General features: G+C 59.7%; 25 protein-coding genes. 14 read left to right on the forward strand and 11 right to left on the reverse strand.

Features of this window, described 5'->3' with window-relative positions:
- Positions 1–149 precede the first annotated feature (149 nt).
- Both ABD937_RS05505 and ABD937_RS05510 read right to left on the reverse strand, forming a co-directional pair.
- Positions 150–566: an Hsp20/alpha crystallin family protein gene (locus ABD937_RS05505; protein ID WP_345254041.1), complete on the reverse strand. Its 417-nt coding sequence runs from the start codon at positions 564–566 to the stop codon at positions 150–152.
- 259 nt (positions 567–825) lie between these two features.
- A complete protein-coding gene (locus ABD937_RS05510) occupies positions 826–1416 on the reverse strand; it encodes a hypothetical protein (protein WP_345254043.1) in 591 nt (196 codons plus the stop codon).
- Between the two features lie 86 nt (positions 1417–1502).
- Here ABD937_RS05510 and ABD937_RS05515 point away from each other — a divergent pair, with 86 nt between their 5' ends.
- Positions 1503–1748, forward strand: coding sequence for a hypothetical protein (locus tag ABD937_RS05515; RefSeq protein ID WP_345254044.1), 246 nt, complete (start codon positions 1503–1505; stop codon positions 1746–1748).
- A gap of 137 nt (positions 1749–1885) precedes the next feature.
- Here the strand turns inward: ABD937_RS05515 and ABD937_RS05520 are convergent, their stop codons facing one another.
- Complete coding sequence (locus ABD937_RS05520; RefSeq protein ID WP_345254045.1) at positions 1886–3124, reverse strand: TCR/Tet family MFS transporter; 1239 nt, start codon at positions 3122–3124, stop codon at positions 1886–1888.
- Positions 3125–3389: 265 nt separating this feature from the next.
- Between ABD937_RS05520 and ABD937_RS05525 the strand changes: the two genes are divergently transcribed.
- A complete protein-coding gene (locus ABD937_RS05525; RefSeq protein ID WP_345254047.1) occupies positions 3390–3668 on the forward strand; it encodes a hypothetical protein in 279 nt (92 codons plus the stop codon).
- A gap of 8 nt (positions 3669–3676) precedes the next feature.
- Positions 3677–3856, forward strand: a complete 180-nt coding sequence (locus ABD937_RS05530; RefSeq protein ID WP_345254048.1) for a hypothetical protein — start codon at positions 3677–3679, stop codon at positions 3854–3856.
- A 215-nt stretch (positions 3857–4071) separates the two neighbouring features.
- Here ABD937_RS05530 and ABD937_RS05535 read toward each other — a convergent pair whose 3' ends face one another.
- Together ABD937_RS05535 and ABD937_RS05540 are read right to left on the reverse strand one after the other, a co-directional pair.
- A complete protein-coding gene (locus tag ABD937_RS05535) occupies positions 4072–4350 on the reverse strand; it encodes an acylphosphatase (protein ID WP_345254050.1) in 279 nt (92 codons plus the stop codon).
- A 1-nt stretch (position 4351) separates the two neighbouring features.
- Positions 4352–4873 (reverse strand): DUF1905 domain-containing protein, encoded by a 522-nt coding sequence (locus ABD937_RS05540; protein ID WP_345254051.1) that lies wholly within the window; start codon positions 4871–4873, stop codon positions 4352–4354.
- 271 nt (positions 4874–5144) lie between these two features.
- On the opposite strand from ABD937_RS05540, the gene ABD937_RS05545 reads away from it, so the two are divergent.
- The 10 genes from ABD937_RS05545 to ABD937_RS05590 all read left to right on the forward strand — a co-directional run bounded on the left by ABD937_RS05545 (position 5145) and on the right by ABD937_RS05590 (position 12732).
- Entirely contained in the window at positions 5145–5426 is a 282-nt protein-coding gene (locus ABD937_RS05545) for a hypothetical protein (protein WP_345254052.1), read from the forward strand.
- A gap of 14 nt (positions 5427–5440) precedes the next feature.
- Positions 5441–5653 carry a hypothetical protein gene (locus tag ABD937_RS05550; protein ID WP_345254053.1) on the forward strand — a complete coding sequence of 71 codons (213 nt, stop codon included), beginning with the start codon at positions 5441–5443 and terminating at the stop codon, positions 5651–5653.
- A 62-nt stretch (positions 5654–5715) separates the two neighbouring features.
- Entirely contained in the window at positions 5716–5892 is a 177-nt protein-coding gene (locus tag ABD937_RS05555; protein ID WP_345254055.1) for a hypothetical protein, read from the forward strand.
- Between the two features lie 119 nt (positions 5893–6011).
- Positions 6012–6272 (forward strand): hypothetical protein, encoded by a 261-nt coding sequence (locus tag ABD937_RS05560; protein WP_345254057.1) that lies wholly within the window; start codon positions 6012–6014, stop codon positions 6270–6272.
- A 426-nt stretch (positions 6273–6698) separates the two neighbouring features.
- Positions 6699–9062: an outer membrane beta-barrel protein gene (locus ABD937_RS05565; RefSeq protein ID WP_345254059.1), complete on the forward strand. Its 2364-nt coding sequence runs from the start codon at positions 6699–6701 to the stop codon at positions 9060–9062.
- Positions 9063–9582: 520 nt separating this feature from the next.
- Complete coding sequence (locus ABD937_RS05570; protein ID WP_345254060.1) at positions 9583–10275, forward strand: response regulator transcription factor; 693 nt, start codon at positions 9583–9585, stop codon at positions 10273–10275.
- Positions 10276–10277: 2 nt separating this feature from the next.
- Entirely contained in the window at positions 10278–11651 is a 1374-nt protein-coding gene (locus ABD937_RS05575; protein ID WP_345254063.1) for a sensor histidine kinase, read from the forward strand.
- A gap of 75 nt (positions 11652–11726) precedes the next feature.
- The gene (locus tag ABD937_RS05580) at positions 11727–11945 is read left to right on the forward strand and encodes a hypothetical protein (protein ID WP_345254065.1); all 219 of its coding nucleotides are present in this window, start codon (positions 11727–11729) and stop codon (positions 11943–11945) included.
- Between the two features lie 112 nt (positions 11946–12057).
- Complete coding sequence (locus ABD937_RS05585; protein ID WP_345254067.1) at positions 12058–12471, forward strand: response regulator; 414 nt, start codon at positions 12058–12060, stop codon at positions 12469–12471.
- A gap of 63 nt (positions 12472–12534) precedes the next feature.
- On the forward strand, positions 12535–12732 hold the full coding sequence (locus ABD937_RS05590; protein WP_345254069.1) for a hypothetical protein: 198 nt from the start codon (positions 12535–12537) through the stop codon (positions 12730–12732).
- 109 nt (positions 12733–12841) lie between these two features.
- On the opposite strand, the gene ABD937_RS05595 is transcribed toward ABD937_RS05590, so the two are convergent.
- Complete coding sequence (locus ABD937_RS05595; protein WP_345254071.1) at positions 12842–13099, reverse strand: hypothetical protein; 258 nt, start codon at positions 13097–13099, stop codon at positions 12842–12844.
- Positions 13100–13426: 327 nt separating this feature from the next.
- Between ABD937_RS05595 and ABD937_RS05600 the strand changes: the two genes are divergently transcribed.
- The gene (locus ABD937_RS05600) at positions 13427–14200 is read left to right on the forward strand and encodes an oxygenase MpaB family protein (protein WP_345254073.1); all 774 of its coding nucleotides are present in this window, start codon (positions 13427–13429) and stop codon (positions 14198–14200) included.
- Between the two features lie 12 nt (positions 14201–14212).
- Here ABD937_RS05600 and ABD937_RS05605 read toward each other — a convergent pair whose 3' ends face one another.
- From ABD937_RS05605 to ABD937_RS05625, 5 genes are all read right to left on the reverse strand, one after another.
- Entirely contained in the window at positions 14213–15031 is an 819-nt protein-coding gene (locus ABD937_RS05605; RefSeq protein ID WP_345254075.1) for an MBL fold metallo-hydrolase, read from the reverse strand.
- A 94-nt stretch (positions 15032–15125) separates the two neighbouring features.
- A complete protein-coding gene (locus ABD937_RS05610; protein ID WP_345254076.1) occupies positions 15126–15791 on the reverse strand; it encodes a hypothetical protein in 666 nt (221 codons plus the stop codon).
- 103 nt (positions 15792–15894) lie between these two features.
- Positions 15895–16740 (reverse strand): SDR family NAD(P)-dependent oxidoreductase, encoded by an 846-nt coding sequence (locus tag ABD937_RS05615; protein WP_345254077.1) that lies wholly within the window; start codon positions 16738–16740, stop codon positions 15895–15897.
- A gap of 236 nt (positions 16741–16976) precedes the next feature.
- A complete protein-coding gene (locus ABD937_RS05620; RefSeq protein WP_345254079.1) occupies positions 16977–17948 on the reverse strand; it encodes an OmpH/Skp family outer membrane protein in 972 nt (323 codons plus the stop codon).
- A 311-nt stretch (positions 17949–18259) separates the two neighbouring features.
- Entirely contained in the window at positions 18260–19771 is a 1512-nt protein-coding gene (locus tag ABD937_RS05625; protein ID WP_345254080.1) for a YfcC family protein, read from the reverse strand.
- Between the last annotated feature and the right edge of the window lie 15 nt (positions 19772–19786).

Consider the following 19786-nt stretch of genomic DNA (forward strand, 5'->3'; position numbering starts at 1 on the left):
AGCAGTTTTCACGTTGTTTGAAGGCCGTCAGGTCGCGCAAATTTTAACAGGCTTTGCCCGCATTTTCGTGCACACCTGTTTCGGTGCATCCTGTTTTTGTTTTTTGAAGAGAAGCAAAATAGAAAAGCGGGCAGGGCCCGCTTTGGTCGTTACATGATCTCGATGCGGCGCGGCGGACGCTTTTTTACTTCCTCGCGCTTTGGTACCAGCAGGTGCAGGAGGCCGTTTTCGTAGCGGGCCTCGATGCGGTCCACGTCCACCACTTCTTTCGGCAGCTGGAGCGTGCGCTGGAACGACGCATAGCTGAACTCGCGTCGGCTGTACCGGGGCTCATCCGTATGCTCAGCCTCCTGCTTCCGCTCGCTGCGGATCGTAAGCCGGTTGTCTTCCAGCTCTACCTGGAAGTCTTCCTTGCGCATGCCCGGCGCCGCCACCTCCACCTCGAAGTGGTCGTCGGTTTCGCGGATGTTCACCGCCGGCACCGTCGTGTTGCTGTTCGAAGAATTGCCGAGGCTCCATTGGAGCAGGTCGCGCGTCCACCCATCGTCGAAGAAGGGGGATGCCATCAGGGGATTCCTTTTGGTGATCGACATAAGCACCTCCTTTTTAACGGTTAGAGAATTGGTTATCCCGGTACGCCCACAAGCAAAATGCCGGTGCGGAACAGGCTGCAATTTTTTCGGAATTTCTGTCGCCGTGGCAAGCAGACTGTAAATTTTTCAGAAAGGATGCTTTGGAATGAGGGTGCCTAATAAAAAGGACGCATCGTGATGCGTCCGAACCGATTCAATATTCAATATTCCTTGTTCCTTGTTCTGCGGTTCTCTAGGGTTGCGGGCGCTGCTCGTTGAGGTCGTTCTCGCCGCTGCCGAGGCTGTAGTGCTGGTTCTCCTCGTCGCCCTGGCCCATGGCGTCGGTGCGGGTGGCGTCGGCGGCGCCCGGTACGTCGAGGTCGGCGCCGGTCTGCTCCTCGCCGAAGGAGGCTTCGTTAAGCGCCTCGCCGTCGAAGTCCGTATTGTCCATGGCGGCCTGCTGCAGGCGGTCCTCGTCGCGGGTGGGCAGGTAGGTCTCGCTGCGCTCGAGCAGGCGGCGCTCCTCCGCGCTCACATCGGCCTCGGTGCCCATCACCAGATCGGTCTCGTCTTCCTCGTCGTCGTCGAAGAGGCCTTCGCCCTCCTCGTCGGCAGACGAGATCGTGGTATCGGCGAGCATGCCCAGCGGCGCGGGGTTGATGAACTCCTGGCCGGGGATGTCCTTCACATCAGGCAGCTCGATGATGGTCTCTTCGGGCTTCAGCTTCTCGCGGTCCTGCTCGGAGTCCTGTATGTCGGAGTGGACGCGCTTATCGTCGGTGGCGGGACGGCTGTCGCGGCTGCGGTTCTGCTCATCGTAGGGGTTGGCACTGTCGTTACGCATGGTCTCGTCTTTTCCTGTGCGGAGAAAAATCTGTGCCGGGCGTCGGAACTGGCATAAAAGTGTACGTAGACTCTGAAAAGACGATCATGAGTACGAAGCACAACGAAGACGAGAACCAGCGGGCCCGGCCCACGGACGAAGGACGGCGCAACGACCCCAACATCCGCGACGAGACGGCTCCCCAGCCCGGTGTCAATACACTCAGCAGCAGCGTTTACGACGAGGAGAACCAGCGCACCACCAAAAGCGGCGGCGACGGATTCAAGACCCCCTTCGGCGATAAGGCCGACAAGACCTTCGATGACCCCGGTGGCGGGGCGGACGGGAAGTGATCTCAGATGTCGGATCGCGGATCTGAGATCTCGCTTACGCACGATATTGTGCGGGCAACGCTTGACATCCGTTTACATTAACGAACAGATCCGGGTACAGGGGGAAGTTCGGTTGGCCAGGGATCTGAAATCTTAGATCACACATCTGAGATCTCCGCCGCCGGGCTCTTCTCCTTTGTCAGTATCCGGTATGTGAGCACGCAGCTCGTGAGGAGCAGCGCGGCGCCGAGCAGGAAGGGCGCTCCGGGGAAATACAAGGGCGCCTTCGGGGCCGTGCACCAGGCGAAGAGGTTCGTCATCAGCAGCGGCCCGACGATGGAGGTGAGGCTCATGATGCTCGTGAGCGAGCCCTGCAGCTCGCCCTGCTGGTTGGCCGGCACATGCCCGGTGATGATGGCCTGCAACGCCGGGCCTGCAATGCCGCCCAGGCAATAGGGCACCATGATCGCGAACAGCATCCAGTCCTGCGTGGCAAACGCGAAGAGCAGCATGCCCGTGGCATACAGCCCCAGCCCCACATACACGCTCTTCTCGTTGCCGAAGTGCGGGATGATATAGCGGGTGAGTACGCCTTGGGTGAGCGCGATAAGCAATCCAAACATCGCCAGCGAATAGCCGATCATCCTGGAGTCCCACCCGAAGCGCTCGATGCTGAAAAAGGTCCAGTTGCTTTGGATGGCGTGCGCGGCTACGTACACGAGCGTAAGGGCGCCGATGAGCCCGGCGATCGCCGGAAAGCGGCGGAGAAGGAGTACCGGGCCCACCGGGTTGGCGCGGCGCCAGTCGAAGGGTCGACGCTGCTCCCGCGGCAGCGACTCGGGCAGCACGAAATAACCATAGGCGGCATTGGCGAAGCAGAGCGCGGCCGATACCAGGAACGGCACCCGCGGTCCGAAATCGCCGAGCAGCCCGCCGAGGAAGGGCCCGATGATAAAGCCCAGCCCGAAAGCGGCACCGATGAGCCCGAAGTTCTTGGCGCGGTCGGCCTCCGAACTGACGTCGGCGATATAGGCCGACGCAGCGGTAAATGAAGCACCGGTAATGCCGGAGATCAGACGCCCTACGAAGAGCCAGCCGATGTTCGGCGCTATGGACAGGAAGAGGTAGTCGATCCCGAAGCCGACGAGCGAGGTCAGGAGCACGGGCCGGCGTCCGTAGCGGTCGCTCAGGTTGCCGACGATGGGCGCGCAGAGGAACTGCATGACGGCATACGCAAAGGAGAGGAGTCCGCCCCACTGCGCGGCAGCGCTCACATTGCCACCGGTAAGCGACTCGATGAGCCGCGGCATCACCGGGATGATGAGGCCGAGGCCCGTGACGTCGATCAGCAGGGTGAGGAAGATGAAGGAGAGGGCAGCCTTGCGGGGTTCGGGCATAGTGCGATCGGTTGCCGCAAAGGTGCGAAAAACAGGCGGTGTAAAAGCCCATGCACCCGGATAGCGGCGGGATGTGGGGTCTTTTTGCAACACATTCCGATCCGGCCGGACCGGGCAGGTGTTCGTTCGCGGAACGTTTTCCGGCAGGATGTTCCGGTTTTGCTGCCTTTTGCCGCTGAGTTTGTACCGCCGGTGCTGAATTCGCCCGGCCCCGCAACAGGCGGCACCCTATTTGCGACCATTAGAGTCTAAAGCCGCTCCTCTTATGACCGTCCCGTACTTCAAAACACTGCCGAACCGTCAAAAAAAGATCGCCATTCTCCGTACCGGCTCTTTTCTCTGCGAAAAAAATGCAGGCCTGTTCCGTAAGATGCTCTACCAGGTAGATGGTTTTTACGTAGAGATCTGGTTCCTGCGCTTCGGCAAGGAAGCCCTTTGGTACCGCGCCTTCGAGGACACACAGTTACTCAGCCCTTACCTGAAGACCATCGATATTTCCGCGCTGCTCGGCAACCTTGCCCTCAGCAACGGCGACTACAAATAAGCTTTTCCATGACCGAACGTACTACCGGAGCCCCGGAGCCCCTGCCGCCTGTTGATCAGCCGAAGCTGTCGGATTTCGAGGAGCAAAAGAACGCCAACCCGAAAGCGAATGAGAACATCCCCGCCGGTGGCGACGAGGGAAGCGGCGACATGAACGGGTCGGAGATCACCGACGGCGCAGCAAGCTAGGGAATAGCGAATAACGAATGTTGCATAACGAATGAAGAAGTAAGGACCCTTAAATAGCGGGGTCTTTTTTGTTTTGGGGGAGGAGCAGGAGAACAAAGAACAGGGAACAAGGAACAAGGAACAGGGAACCCGGTGAGGGGCGTGCACGTGCGACCAATCCATCCTGTACCTAATAAACCTTAAGAACCTTAAGGACCTCAGGAACCCTAAGAACCTTAAGAACCCTTTTTTACCTCAAAACCCCTCATCGCTTCCTTCGCAGGAACCTCTTCCACCTGTACCCCGGTTACTACCGCACGGCGCGGGCCCTGGTGGCACCAGGTAATAAAGGCTTCTACCTGTTCGTCGGTTCCCTGGGCGAGTGCTTCCACGGAGCCGTCGGCACGGTTGCGCACCCAGCCGGCGAGTCCGAGCTGCTCTGCTACCTCATGGGCAGTGGCGCGGTAGAACACACCCTGCACGGTGCCGGTTACCTGTATATGTACGGTACGCATCCTACAGTCCCTCCTTTTCTTTTTTTGCTTTGGCGGCGCGGATCATCTCGGGATAGCCCCAACCGCGTGCCAGCGCATCCACGGCCATCGCGATCCGCTTGCTCAGGGTCGCTTCCGTTTTCGCCTCCCCGATCCAGCGGCCGAAGTAGCGCTGGTGGCCGGGTGTCAGGCTATAGAAATAGTCGTGCGCCGCCGGCTCGTCGCGCAGGCACTCCTCGAAGGCAGGAGGGAGGGCCGTCTCCTCTGTATCCACCGCGAGCCGCACCCGCACGGTAGCTCCCTGCACTTTACGGATGGCCTTGCGCATGGCGGCATTTACGGCCAGGATAAAGCTGCCTTCGCCCATCGGGATGAGGGCGACGCCGGCGATGGGGTGCGCGTCGAGCTTTCCCTTGACGCGGTACGAGGTGCGCACCCCCGGCTTCAGCTGGGCAGCGAGCTCCGTGGGCACTTCGATATAGGTCCAGCCGGTCTTTTCGCCCTGGCTGTCGAATCGTTTCAGTTCCGTATCATACGTGATCATGAGCGGCAGCTTTGCGCACCAATTTACTGCCTTCCGGCGGGGAACAAAAAACATGGGAAGCCGGCTCTGATTCAAGGGTACTCTTGAAAAGCGTCAGGCGTGAGGCCCCACCGAAGCAGGGCAGGCTGTGAAGCGTCAGATGAAACCTACCGTTGGCGGTATGCTCCTTCTCACGCCTGACGCCTCACGATGTCTGTAGGACAGTTCGGTTCAGAGACGCCTTGTAGCGTTATGGCATAGGATTGGCGACGATACCCGCAAACGCAAACGTATGAATCGGGACAATAAGAACGGGCGCCCTGCCAGGCAGGATGCGCCGGAAGAGCAAGGGCAAACGGGCCGCGACGCACAACAGGGGACGGGCAGTGAAGAGACGCCGATCTACCTTACGGGCAACAGCACGCTGCAGTCGCCCGACGAGCATGCCCGCGACTCTGCCATCGATCCGCGCGACGACAACCGCACGGACATCGGTAACGACGACCTGCACGAGGTGCGTCTCGGCCGTATGACCGGCTGGGATGTGGATGGAAACGATTCCGATCAAGTTTAAAAACAACAACAACGATGAATGAGCAACAGCAACGGGACGGCCGCCGCGAGGAACCCAACGCGATCCCCAGCCCCAACCACGGCCCACAGGGCATCGACAAAGCTCCGGGCGAGGAGCCGTCGCAGGACAATGTAAACTTCGTGGCCGAAACGCAGAAGGGCAAGCAGCAGGTAGATGCCGACCCCGACCGCGAGCAGGACCGCGCGATCGACCAGCAGGATGTATAAAGAATTTGAAGCTTGTAGCGGAGGCGACGCCACTGCTACGACGGACCCAATAAAACCTTTTTATGAGCAAAGAGCAACAGCAGCAACCCCAGCAGGGGCAGGGCGCCAATGGCGTCGTTACCGTGAACAACGAACGCAACCCGGGCCAGGAAGAGCGCGATGCCGCGATCGGGCAGGAGCCGGACACCGAGCGCCTGCGCAGCGAGCGGGAAAGTGTGGAGCAATCCGGCAAGCAATAGGTCAGGGCTGATACCGGAGCCGGAAACAGGTGCCGCGGTCCGTAACGACCGCTGTACCCGTTTCTGCGCTATCATTGCAGCAACAACATCAAACAACAAACTTCAAACAGCAAACACGCATGTCTTGTAACTTCTCCCTTCCCATCAGCGGTGAGCCGCAGGCCACCCTCGACAAAGCCCGCAAGGCCGTGCAGAGCCAGGGCGGCACGTTCAACGGCGATACGGCAGCCGGCAACTTCAGCGTGTCGGTATTCGGCAACACGATCTCCGGCTCCTACACGGTTTCGGGCGGGAATATGATCGTGGACATCTCCGAGAAGCCGTTCCTCCTCCCTTGCTCGGCCATCGAGGGCTACCTCAAGAACGCCATCGGCAGCTGAGCCTTAAGAAAGCTTTAACGGGAAAAATCCCGGATCCGCCGCCCGCAGACCCGCATTAGCCTAAGGAAATGCACGTTGACCCGAAAAGGATACTATCTTTAGTGTGTTCTAAGGGAGATCACTGATTTCCTTCGCCCAAATGGGGGTCGCAACCAAACTTCTGACTATTCGTGCTTTGATCCGGGATCAACGAATTTAAGAGCCGCTTCGCGGCTCTTTCCATTTTGGTCCCACGGTTAAATCCGTGGGTTTGTGGAATATTGGACACCCATGGTTAAAACCATGGGCTGGTGGGATATCGAATACCCATGGCTAAAGCCATGGGCTGGTGAGGCGCCAACCTCCAAAAACCTTTCAAAACCTTTCTCTAACATCTTGTTAAACACCCGCCCTTCCCCGGGCTGGCGGTTTACTTTTAGGGGGCTTATGTACCTCCGCCACCACCTCCTGCTGCTGCTGCTCGTCTTTTGCTCCATCACCGCCATTGCCCAGGTACCGCTGACCGTAGCGGTGCAGGACAGCCGTAAGGCCCCGGTGCCCTATGCCAGCGTGCGCATCGTAGCGTTTGCAGACTCTTCGAAAGCGCAGGAGCGCGTCACCGACAGTAACGGCCGTGCACGCTTCGAGTTGCCGGCCCCGGGTGCCTACAAGGTCAGCGCATCGTCGGTGGGCTACGCCGAAGTGCAGAAGGCGCTCCGCCTTACGGAGAAGCCGGCCACCTTTACCCTCACCCTTGAGGGAAGCGCCGGGACCACGCTCGGCACCGTCGTAGTCACGTCCAACCGCCCGCTCATCCGGCAGGAAGATGACAAGACCATCGTCGACCCTGAGAACCTTGCGGCTACCTCCACCAACGCCTACGAGCTCATCGAAAAAACGCCCGGTCTTTTCATGGACCAGGACGGCAATATCTACCTCAACAGCACTACGCCGGCCACCGTCCACATCAACGGCCGCGAGCAAAAGATGAGTACGGCCGATGTAGCCACAATGCTCAAGAACCTGCCGCCGAACGCCATCTCCCGCATCGAGATCCTGCGCACGCCCTCGGCCCGCTACGATGCCTCCGGCTCCGGCGGCATCGTGAACGTGGTGCTCCGCAAGGGCGTTAAGCCGGGCCTTACCGGCTCGGTCAATGCCGGCGCCAACCAGGGCCGCTATGGGAACCAGTTCGTGGGCCTGTCGCTCAACAACAACGGCGGCCGCCTGCAGTCGTATATCAACCTCCAGTTTAGCCGGCGCGATTCGTACGAGGAGCTGCAGTCGCAGCGCTTCTTCCGGCCTGACTCGGTGCTGCGCCAGTCGTCGTTCACGCGCTACCCCGGCGAGACCTATTATACGGGCTTTGGCTTGAGCTATGCCCTCACGAAGCGCTGGGACCTGAATTGGGACGGACGCCTCAGCATCAACCGCACCGCCAACCGCAGCACCAACCGCTCGGAGATCGCCGCCGCCAGCACCGGCGGCAAAACGGCCGATAACGAGGCGATCGTTGCCAACAGCGGCCGTAACTGGAGCCTGGTACAGGGGCTCTCGGCCAAGTACCGGATCGACAGTGCCGGCTCCGAATGGACCACCGACCTCTCCGTGACCCATGCGCCCAACCGCACGGAGCAGGACCTGCGCACCGTATTCCTGCTGCCCGCCGGCCCGGAGAACAGCTTCGACGGGCTCATCGACAACAAGCTCACCTTTTTCTCGACGCAGTCGAACGTGCTCAAGAAGCTGTCCCGCAACTGGACGCTCGAGGGCGGTCTCAAGACCACCGCGGTGGACTTCCGCAACAGCACCACCTACCGCCGGAGCAATGCCTACCGCTACCGCGAGTCCATTCATGCCGCGTACTTCCAGGCGTCCAAAAAGATGGGCGCCATCCTCGTGAAGGCCGGCACCCGGGTGGAGAACACGAATATGAACGGCCGCCAGCTGGCGCCCGACGATACTTCGTTCCGACTGCAGCGCACCGACCTGTTCCCGTATATCTACGTATCGCGCGATATCATGAAGATCATGGGCTACCAGCTGCGCGCCTACCTCGTATACCGCCGCAGCATCAGCCGCCCCGCCTACGAGTACCTCAATCCCTACCCGCGCATCATCGACCCCTACCTGCAGGAGAGCGGCAACCCGTCGCTCCGCCCGCAGTTCACGCAGAATTACGAGGCCAACATCTCCGTCGACGAGCGGCCCATCATTGCGCTGGGCTTCAACGATACGAAGGACATTTTCACGCAGGTGCTCTACCAGCCCGACAGCAACAGCCGCAAGGTGGCCTACCGCACCTACGACAACCTCGGGCGGAACCGGGAGTTCTACTTCCGGGCACTGGGCGCCATCCCGCCAGGCAAGCGCTACTTCCTCGTGGCCGGGGTGCAGTACAACCGTAATTTTTACGAAGGACTTTACGAAGGCGCGCCGCTTTCGTTCCGCCGCGGCAGCTGGACGATCTTCTCGTACCAAACCTTCAAGATCAGCCCGCTCACCCAGCTTACGCTCAATGGCTTTGTGCGGATGAACGGGCAGATCCAGTTCTACGAGCTCAGCACCTTCGGCTCGCTCAACCTGAGCGTGACGCAGCAACTGTTCAAGAAAAAGCTCGCGCTTACCCTTAGCGGCAACGACCTGTTGTACACCAACAACAACCGCTTCACCCTGGTGCAGGGCACCGTCAATGCCGGGGGCGAGCGCCGCTCCGACACGCGCCGCTTCGGCATCAACCTGCGCTACCAGTTCGGCATCCGCAAGAAGGAAGAAACGCCGCTGCTCAACCTGGAGTCGCCGGAGCGGTAATAGTACGCGATTAGCTCCGTCTCCTTTGTGAATGGCTACAAAGCGTTTTCAGCCTAAAAGCCTGTTTGAGTTATTATATGGCCCCGATAGGCCGCAAGCGGCCTTTTTCTCGCGGCGACGCAGCGGGTGGGGACGCAGCGAGGTAGAAACGTGCTGAAAACTCTTCTATGCATTTCATCGTCGCGCCGTCGCGTCGTTGCGCCGTCGCCTGCCAAGGCCGCTTGCGGCCGCCCATTTCAGCATTTCCAGAAGGCATATTAATTCAAACAGACTCTAAGTAATTTTTTGCTCACGCCTCATGGCTGCTGTGTTATTCAGGCCAGACTTCTAATATTTTTCTAATTGATACGACCGGGAGCGCGGGCTAGTTTTGCCTTGCTTCTTTTACAGTAGGAAGCAGTTTTTCTGGTCAGTTAGTTTTGGTTTATAAAGCCCCTTTCAAGGGGCTTTAACTTTTCCGGCGCCCTGCCCGGTGGACAGGGAGTGCTGGCGAATGCTTAAATTGCCTGTGTAATTGCCTATGAACAATCCGAAGATCCTAATCGTAGAAGACGAACAGAAGATTGCCGACGCCCTGCGTCAGGGGCTGGCGGAGCATGGCTACGACGTGCAGGTGGCCTACGACGGGCGTCTTGCCCTCAAGCTGTTCAGTGCCGATGCGTTCGACCTGCTGATCGTGGACATCAACCTGCCCGGCCTGAGCGGGTACGAGCTGTGCACCCAGGTACGCGCCGGAGGCAGCGACGTGCCTGTAATCATGCTGACGGCGCTGCGCTCCCTCAACGACAAGATCGAGGGCTATGATGCCGGCGCCGACGACTACCTGACGAAGCCGTTCGAGTTCCGCGAGCTGCTGATGAAGGTGCGGGTGCTGCTGAAGCGCTCCGCCGGGCAACAACGCGACACCGGACATATCCTGCGCGCCGGGGAGCTCGAGGTGAACCTGCACAGCAAGGAGGTGAAGCGCGAGGGCCGGGCCATCAACCTCACCGCCAAGGAGTTTCAACTGCTCGAATACCTGCTGCGCAACAAGAACCGCGTGGTGTCGCGCGCGGACATTGCGCTCAACGTGTGGGACATCGACTTCGACACCAATACCAACGTCATCGACGTGTACATCAATTACCTCCGCAACAAGGTCGATAAGCCGTTTGCCGACCGGCTCATTCACACTCAGGTAGGTATGGGCTACATCCTCAAGGAAACCGCCTGATCATGCCGGTACGCCTGCGCATCACCCTGCTGTTCGCATTCCTGGTATTCCTGATCCTGGGGGTTGTATTTGCCGGCGTTTACTACTTTTCCTGGCAGGCGCGCCTGCAAACGATCTCGACCCGCCTCAGCAACCGCGCCATCACCACCGCCCGCCTGCTGAGCCAGGAAGAGCTCTTCACGCCCGACGTGGTCAAGGGTGTGGACTCGCTTACGACGCTGACCTATAAGCGGAAGGTGGTGCAGGCCTACGATTTCCAGAACCGCCTGATCTACAGCTATGCCGACCTGCCGGGTGATTCGCTGACCCTGGACCGCGAGGTGCTCAACGAAGCCCGCCTGAAGGGCCGCCATTATTTCACCATCAACGGCAAGGAGGCGATCGCCTATCATCACAAAGACGCGCACACCCGGCTCGTGATCGTATCGGCGGGCGTCGACGGCGATGGCGAGCTGTTCCTGAGTCGCCTCGCGCGCCTCCTTTTGCTTACCTATCTCACTGCTGTGATCCTCGTGCTTGTGAGCGGCTATTTCTTTGCCGGGCGCCTCATCCGTCCGGTGCAACGGATCACTGCCGATGTGGCGGACATCTCCGCCCAGAACCTCGCCCGCCGCCTGGCTACCGGTGACACCCGCGACGAGTGGAACGAGCTCGCCAGCACCCTCAATGCGCTGCTCGACCGCCTCCAGGAAAGCTTCGAGATGCAGCAGCGCTTCGTGGCCAACGCCTCGCACGAGCTCTTCACCCCGCTCACCTCGCTCTCGAGCCAGCTCGATGTGGCGCTGCAGCGGGAGCGCTCCGCGCACGACTACCGGGCCGTGCTTGCCTCCGTGTACCAGGACGTGCAGCACATGAGCAAGCTGACGCAGACCCTGCTCGAGTTTGCCAAGGCCTCCGGCACCCGCGGCGGCCTCGAGATCCAGCGGGTGCGTATCGACGAGGTGCTCCTGCGCCTGCCTGCCGAGATCGCCAAGGCCGACCCCGGCTACGTGGTCACGCTCGACTTCGAGGACCTGCCCGAGGACGAGGCGCAGCTCTTCGTGTATGGCAATGAAGCGCTGCTGTTCACGGCCATCCGGAACCTCGCGCTGAATGCCTGCAAGTATTCGTCGGACAAACAGGCGCAGGTGCTGTTGCGTGCCGACGGCCGCCAGATCCGCATCGGCGTGTCCGACAACGGCATCGGGATCCCGCGGGAGGTGATCGACAAGATCTTCCAGCCTTTCTTCCGGGTGGAGGAGAACCTGGCTGGCGGCTTCGGGCTCGGACTGTCGCTCACGCAGCGGATCATCAAGCTACATAAGGGGAGCATCGAGGTCGCCTCGGAAGTAGGCCGCGGCACGCAATTCCAGGTCATGCTTCCCTGCGCATGGTAGGTTTTAATTGGCTTTTAATGCCCTTTTAACGCCGGGTTTAGGTGGGGGGTGCATCTTACAGGCTACATGGAGCGAATGAATTGGAGGCGTTACGGCGCCCGGGTAGCCTGGGGTACGGTGATCGTGCTGCTTGGGGTGGGGCTGCTGGCCACCACCGCGCAGATGCGCAGGGTACAGGCCCAGAACCGGCAACTGCTTTTGCAGAACGACTCCCTGCTCTCCGCCAACCTCTTTCTGCGGCAGCAAACCCGCACCGATTCAGGCGGCGGCGCCATGTCGGCCCGGCAGCCCTGAGCCTGCAGGAACACAGTATTGCCGGTCGGCCAGCTCTTCGGTTCTCTGGCATAATCTTTTATCTTGTACCTTCATCTCAGGCAAGGCAAAGCTTACCGGAAGAACGAAACCCATGACGACAGCGAACACAAAACCGACCTTTCTATATGCGGAGGACGATCTCGACGACTACGAAGCGCTGAAGGACGCACTGGAACAGATCACCGATAAATATGAGCTGGCCCACGCCAAGAACGGCAGTGAGGTCATCAGCTACCTCGAGGGCGAGAAAGGCCCCATTCCCTGCCTCATTGTGCTCGACCTCAATATGCCCATCATGGACGGCAAGGAAACCCTGCTTTGGCTGAAGGAAACGGAAGCCTTCCGCGAGATCCCCACCATGATCTTCACCACCTCCTCGCGCGAGGAGGACATCAAGCTTTGCCAGAGCCACAACTGCACGTTTTTCAGAAAGCCCACCTTATACCGCGATCTGCTGCATGTAGTACAAATTATGCTACAAATGTGTGGCGAATCCAAGGGCTGATTTTCAGGCTCGTTGTTTGTTTTTCCATAGCGATCGATATGTGTGGATCGTAAACTGTGGGTTATGGAAAATCGGGAAAGACACCAGCTGGAACGGCTCTACGTACAGCAGACCAAGCAATATCTGCAAAGCCTGCGTGCAGGCGCATCCAGTTCGGAATTGGAAATGCAAAAGGAACGCATCCTGCAACTGTCGCAGCAGATGGACAAAGGGGGGCATTATGGCGACCCTTCGGCTCATCGCCTGCGCGGTCATCGCTGATGATGCAAGAAATGTGAAGAGGCGTCGCAAGGCGCCTCTTTTTATGTGGTGGGATGCCGCAAAAGAAAAGAGGCCCCGCGGAGCCTCTTTTCCTGGTGAAAGGTACTGCTTACGGGTTCTGATGCAGACCGTCGGTACCTTCCAGCTTAACGAGCTTGTTGTACAGGCCCATGATCAGGAACGCTGCCGGCCACTGGCCGATGAACAGGCTCGTCTTCTGCTTGCGGAACAGCTGCAGCGCCAGGGATACACCCATACAGGCTACTGCCGTCCACAGGTATACGTCCGAGGGAATCTTCGCTGTTTGTTTCTCGATTGCTGCGGCCACTTTACCTTCTTGATAGGCCGGGTTGTAGTTTGTCGCCATAACTTCTGCTTTTAGTGCTTGTTTTAAAGTCAAACTCCTTGCCAACTGAAAGGGCAGAGTTGCGCGCCAACCCCTTGTTGAAGCTTTCGGAAGCCATCGGCCCATTTCTTCCGCGTATCCGGTACCGTGAGTCGGCTACTTGTAGAAGCACGGCCGCGCCGCTTCTTATTCGCCCCACAAAACGGGAGCTGCAGTGTGGCCACAAGCCCTGCCGGCAGTGCCCCAAACCATCGGTGCGGGTGCGCCGCTCCGAAGCTTCGGAGGGCGCCACAAACGGGCGTCGCCGCATCGGGCCCCAACAAGCTGAGAACCCCCGTACATTTGGCTATGGCCGATTATGTACCCGGAGATAATATCGTGCGCCAGGTGTGGGGACGCAGCGAAACCGTGCTGTTCATCTTTGCCGGCGCTTCAGCCGAGTTTGCGCTCAATAAGGCCGTAGACTGGCTGTATTTCACGGGGAGACTGCCGGCTGATCCGCTCGGGCGCCTCTTTTCCACGGTGCAGTATGCGCGGCGGATCGTGTTCTCCGAAAAAGCTGCGGCCGAAAAGGCCATCGATACGATCGCGGCCATCCACAAAGGCGTGGAGGCCGCCCGGGGTGCCGTCATCCCCGACTGGGCCTACCGCGACGTGCTCTACCTGCTGATCCACTACTCGGTAGCGGCGTTTGAGCTCATCGAGCGCCCGATGACCGACCCTGAGAAAGACGATCTTTACGCAGTATTCCTGGGTATCGGCCTGCGCATGGGCCTGAAGGAGCTGCCGCCCGACTACGCTGCCTGGCTGCCCTCGAGGGCCCAGCACCTCCGTAACGACCTCGTGCGCAGCAAATACACCGACGACCTCTACCGGCAGTACCGCCGCCAGCTGGGCGGATTTCGTTATACCTTGCTGCGCGAGGTGCAGGTGCTGCTGGTGCCCGCAAGCGTGCGGGAACTGCTGGGGCTGCGCCGCTTCTCACCGCTTCGGCTCGCGGTACCGTTGTATAAGCTGGGCAGTGTATTCGGCATCGACCGCTTCATCCGGCTATTACTCTTGCCCAAAGCCTACAAGGCGCAGATCGACGCACTCGACGTGCATCCTCCATCCTCCGTATAAATACGGTTCGCATTATGTGCTGATGATGGGGGCTTCCGCCTCGAAGACCTCCAGGTAGCGGTTCACGGATGCCTCCATCGATTTTTTGGCGTCGCTGCGGATATACAGCCCGAAAGCACCGTAGATCGCGTCGTATTCGAATGGCGCCACCGCGTCGCGAATGCCTTCCACATCCCGCTTCGGGAGCGGGATCATATTCGGGTAGCTGTACATGAACGAAACGCTGCTCCGGTTCGGCGCTACTTGTATGGTGTCGCCGGAAAGCAGCATGCCGCCGCCCTTGTTCCAGTGCAGCACGGAAGCGCCCGGGAAGTGACCGCCGCATTCGATCAGCGTTACATCGCTGCCTAAGTTCTCCCTGCCGTTCCAGGTGAGCACTTCCGGCCCGGTGCGGGTGAGCCAGCCGGCGTCTTTTTCGTTCACGAATACCGGCGCGTCGAATGCCCGCGCCCACTCGATGAGGGTACTGAAGTAGTGCGGGTGGGAGAGGGCGATGGCGCTGATGCCGCCCAGGGCCTGCACCAGTGAGCGGGTGCTTGCGTCGAGGTTGCTGATACAATCCCACAGGATATTCCCTTCAGGACGCAGCAGCAGGTGGGCGCGCTGGTTGATGCCGAAATGCGGCGTGGAGTAAAGGGCGTACAGGTCTGGCGCCACGAGCTCCAGGATGTTGCGGTGTTGCGCATTGACGGTTTCGAGTGTGGTCCAGCGCTGGCCGCCGGGGCCGATGTATTGGCGATCGTCGGCGCAGATGCGGCAGGAAGAAGGAGGTGCCGCGCTGGCTTCATATTGGGCGCCGCAGGTAACGCAGAGGTAATGGGTGAGCGACATGGCTTCAGGCTTTCAACAAAGTTCCGGAATGCACCGACGCCAAAAAAGGCAGTCCGGATGGACTGCCTTTTTTCAAGCGCTGACCGTATGGTGCTTATCTGCCGCCGAAGTAGCGAAGCCCGTCGGCGCTGGCTACATACAGCGACGGGATACCCTGGTCGTCCTTGCCATAGTAGCCCACGAACCACTCCTTGCCCGATTTGCCTTTTGCAATGTGGATGGGGCCGCGGTACTGCGAGGGCGACGGGTTGAGGTCCCAGGTGCCTTCGATCACCTCGCCGGCGGCCGCATTCCAGACAAACGTTTTGTCGGCGTTGATCGTGAGCGTCCCGAGCCCGGCGTAGGCATTGGTTTCGGTGATGACATGCGTATCGTTCGAGCTCGTGGTTTGTGTTACCGTGGAGAGCTTCCAGGTGCCATAGGCATCCTCGGGCTTGTTGGAGTAGGGCTCCGCATAGGACTTTCCGCGTGGCTTCAGGCGGCTGATCTCCTTGCAGGCGTTGGACGATGCCGGGTCGTCGTATTTCACTTCGTAGCAGTTCTTGCCGGCATCAAAGGAAACGATCGTAGCCGGGTAGTAGGAGCCTGCATAGAGCACGTCCACAGGGTCGCCTGCCTTGAACTCGATCTTCTCCTGTTGTTTGCCGACCGTTGTGTTGTTGCCCGATGCGCTTTGCTGCCCGGCGGCACGCGGCTCCGAGGGATTGTTGTTGCAGGCCAGCAGCAGGCCCGCGGCGAAGAAGCAAAATACCTGTTTCATAAGCGGTTTTGTTTGTTTAAAATAACGAATTATCGACAGCGGTAGGCAATAAAAAAGAGGCGGCACTGCATTGCAGTGTCGCCTCTTTTTGCAGTTCCTTTGTTCAGGCGTTCCCGGAGCCGTCGCTCTCCCGGTCGCCGTGCACGGGGCGGTTGCGGGCATCGGTGGGCTGCATCTGCTTTTTCATATTCGCGGCATTGGCGCTGTCGGGCATCAGGTTCGTTAAGACTGCCATCATCTTGTTCTTCGCGCCGGAAATGATCCGGCTGTCGCCGCTCATCAGGGCAGAGTAGCCGTCACGGGCAACGTCGGCCGGGTCCGACAGGGTCGCTTCCTGGTATTCTTTCGTAGCTTCCGCGCCGGCCTTGTGGAAGAAGTCGGTATCGGAGGCCCCTGGCTGCAGCACGGTTACGGTGACGCCGCTCCCCTCGAGCTCCTGTGCCAGCGCCTCGCTGAACTTCAGCACAAAGGCCTTGCTGGCACCGTACACGGCCATCAGGGGTGTGGGGATCTGCCCCAGCAACGACGATACCTGGAGGATGCGCCCATGCCCCTGCGCCAGCATGTCTTTTAAAAAGAGCTTCGTCAGCACCAGCACCGAGGAAACGTTCAGCTGCACGAGGTCGAGGTCGCGCTGCAGGTTGGTGTCGGCAAAGGAGCCATAATCGCCCTGCCCGGCGTTGTTGATCAGTATTTCTACCGGGAGCTCGCGGCTTTTCACTTCCTCGTACACGCTGAAGGCGGCGTCGGCTTCAAAGAGATCCTTCGAAAGCGTCACCACATCCACGCTGTAGCGGTCGCGCAGCTCGGCGGCAGCCCGCTCCAGCTCCTGCGTATTACGGGCCACGAGCACCAGCCCGTAGCCGTCTTTGGCGCAGAGCTGCGCGAATTCCCACCCGAAACCGTTCGAGCCGCCAGTGATGACGGCGTATGCCTTGCGTTGATACATAGTGTTCTATTTAGGGATAGAACCTGTCGCAATCGGGGTGCCAAAGGGATCATATGCGGGCTTCGGCTTCGCTCAGACTGACAAGGTGTTTTGTCGTCCCGGACGTAGCCGAGGGAGGGCAATGTGCTACTTGGGTGATAGGATAAAGGGCCGCGCTCAGCCTGACGAAAGGCCCGTGTCATCGTGGGTAGAGCGCAGCGGCGTCGGGGAGGGCACTGGTTTCCGGTCAGGCCTCATCAGTTCATCTTTGGATAATGCACGGAACTGACCCGGCCGACATGGTACTTCAGTCCTTTCTTCTCCCACTGGTAGGGCATGCTGAGCTCAAAGCCGGCGAAATGCACGCTGAGCGGCACGTGCGGGATGCGGTAAGCAAAAAGCATTTCCTCGTTGAGGTAGAACGTGATGTTGTTGAATTCATCCTTTTTTACCGTGATCTCGTTCCAGTCGCCTTTGCGCCAGGCTTTGGCGGTGCCGGATTCCACTTCCCGGTATTGCTTCTCGCAGTTGTCGCAGAATGCCTTGATCAGGAACTTTCCCTTGTCGTTGATCTCCAGGTCGAGGCGGTCTTTGCTGTTCACGAAGGGGAAGCTGGTGGTGTATTTGATGAACATGCCTTCCGGGCCTTCCTTCCGCTTCACCCAAATGCTGACGGCCCTGCTGAACTCATAAAGACGGCCTGAAGAAATGCTGGTCTTCGCAGCACCGGCATAGGACGACAAGCGGTTCAGGGTATCAAAAACAGGGAAGGGGATCCCATCGTTCACATAACCGGGAAGGCGTTTCAGAAAAGCTTCGCACTCTGCCTGCTTGCTGCTGCTCCACGCGTTGCCGGCCCAGGGAATGGTGCCCTTCCCGCTGAAGTCGTCGGAGAAGACTTCCGTCTCGGCGGGGTAGACCTCCCGGTGGTACCCGATCTCGGATGTGGATTCGTCGTAGTTCGACCTGCTGGTCGACGCCGGGCGAAAGCGGCAGTATCCGTCGACCCAGAACTCACCTTTGCCGTTGTAGCCCTTCTTCGGCTTGTCGAATTCCTTTTCCAGCTTCGCCACGGTGCGGGCGCTTTCCTCGGCCTGGATCTCGCTCTTTGGCTTCATCACAAAATTGCCATCCTTGTATTTGAACGGGCTCACATAACCCTGTGCCTGCAGGGCCCCGGGCGCCGCAAGGAGCACCGAAAAAGACAAAAGGGAAACGATTCTTTTCATGACGTTTGGTTTGCAGTGAATGTTTCCCGGAAAAGGAGACGCCCCGTTGTGCACCAAGAGTAGTATTTATGGGGGATAGAGAAGCCGGAGGAGCTTCACAGCCGGCGTGGCAGGCTGCGGATGTCAAGGATCGGGTTACGGATCGTGCGGATGATCTTCGCGCTTACTTATCCTGCCCGCCGTGCCTGGCCTCCGATCGACGGAAGAATGGGAGCGATCTGCTGGCACGGCTTCCGCGATGCAGTCCGGAAGCGGGTACTTTGCTCGCGTGGGTCCGGATCTACGTAGGTTTCTCTGATTCCGCGGCACACTCAAAGAAATCTTCCTGCCAGCAGGAAGGCCATGCACAGCAGGGTGAGCCAGACCATAAGCATCCGGACCAGTTTCCACCAGGCGGTATAGCTCACGCCCACGAGTGCCAGCGAAGGCAGGATGAGCCCTGTAGGCGTCAGGAAGCCCATGATGCCCATGCCGAAGAGGTACGCATTCACGAGTTCGCTGCCACCGACGCCGGCCATCAGCGCCAGCGCGCCCATGATCGGCATGGTGAGTACGGCCATGCCGGAAGAAGAGGAAATGAACAGGGTGAACAGGAGGTAGGTCCCGAACACGAAGAGCAGGAATACCTCGGGCGACAAGCCACGCAGTCCGCCAGACGTGTAGTAGAGGATCGTATCGGAGATCGCGCCGTCGTTGAGGATCAGGGTAACGCCGCGGGCGATGCCCACGATAAAGGCCACGCCGAGCAGGTCTTCGGCGCCTTTCAGGAACGAGCGGATAAAGGTCTTTTCGGGCAGCCGTAATAATACGGCCAGCAGGATCGACGCGCCGAGGAACAGCGTCGTCATTTCGGTGAGCCACCACCCGAGGCGCACCACGCCAAAGATCATGGCGCCGAAGGTGCCCAGAAAAAGGAGCAGCAGCAGCCCGTCGCGGCCGGCAAGGGAGGGCGCCGTGGCCGGGAGCGTCGCGTCGAAGGGCGGTGCCACGGCCCCGTCAATGCGGCGTACCCAGGAGCGCGACGGGTCTTTTTTGACGCGGGCCGCGTAATGCAGGGTATAGCCGATCAGCAGGGAAGCGGCCAGCACAAAGAGCAGCAGCCGGCCATTGAGCCCGTCGGCCCAGTTAACGCCGGCGGCATTGGAGGCGATGATGGTGGAGAAGGGGTTGGTGAAGGAGGCGAGCGTGCCGAGCTGCGTGCCGCCGAAGATCACCATCACGGGTACAAGCAGGTCGTAGCCGGCGGCCAGGAACAGCGGTACCAGGATCGGGTAGAAGGCAAGGCCTTCCTCCGACATGCCGTAGGAGCCGCCGCCGACGGCGAACAGGAAGGTGAGGATGATGATGAGCCAGGACTCGCGCCCGCGCATGCGGTAGGAGAGCGCCGCCAGTCCCCGAACGAGTGCCCCCGACTCGTTGAATACATTCATAAAGCCACCGATGACTAGGATGAACAGGATGATGTCGATCGATTCGTGAATCCCTTTGACGGGCGCCATCAGCACGTCGAGCGGGCCCTGCCGGTTGGCGGCGATTGGTTTATAAGTGCCCGGCACGGATACGGGCTTCCGGATGTCGCCCTTTTCGAACGAGGCAACGGGAATCCGGATGCCGAGGGAGTCGAGCGTGCGCTGGGTACCGGGCACGCTGCTGGTGGATGTGGAGCCTCCCTCCATCGCGGTGATCGTAAAGGTCTTATCGTCGTTGTACGACAGCGTCGCGTACTTGCCTGCCGGCAGCAGCCAGGTCGCGATCGCGGCCAGCACGATCACGATCATCAGGATGGTAATGGGATGCGGGATGCTTCTTTTGGTGGGGGCCATGGGCGGCAAAGTAGG

It is taken from the genome of Flaviaestuariibacter amylovorans (assembly GCF_039541815.1).
Classification (GTDB): domain Bacteria; phylum Bacteroidota; class Bacteroidia; order Chitinophagales; family Chitinophagaceae; genus Flavisolibacter; species Flavisolibacter amylovorans.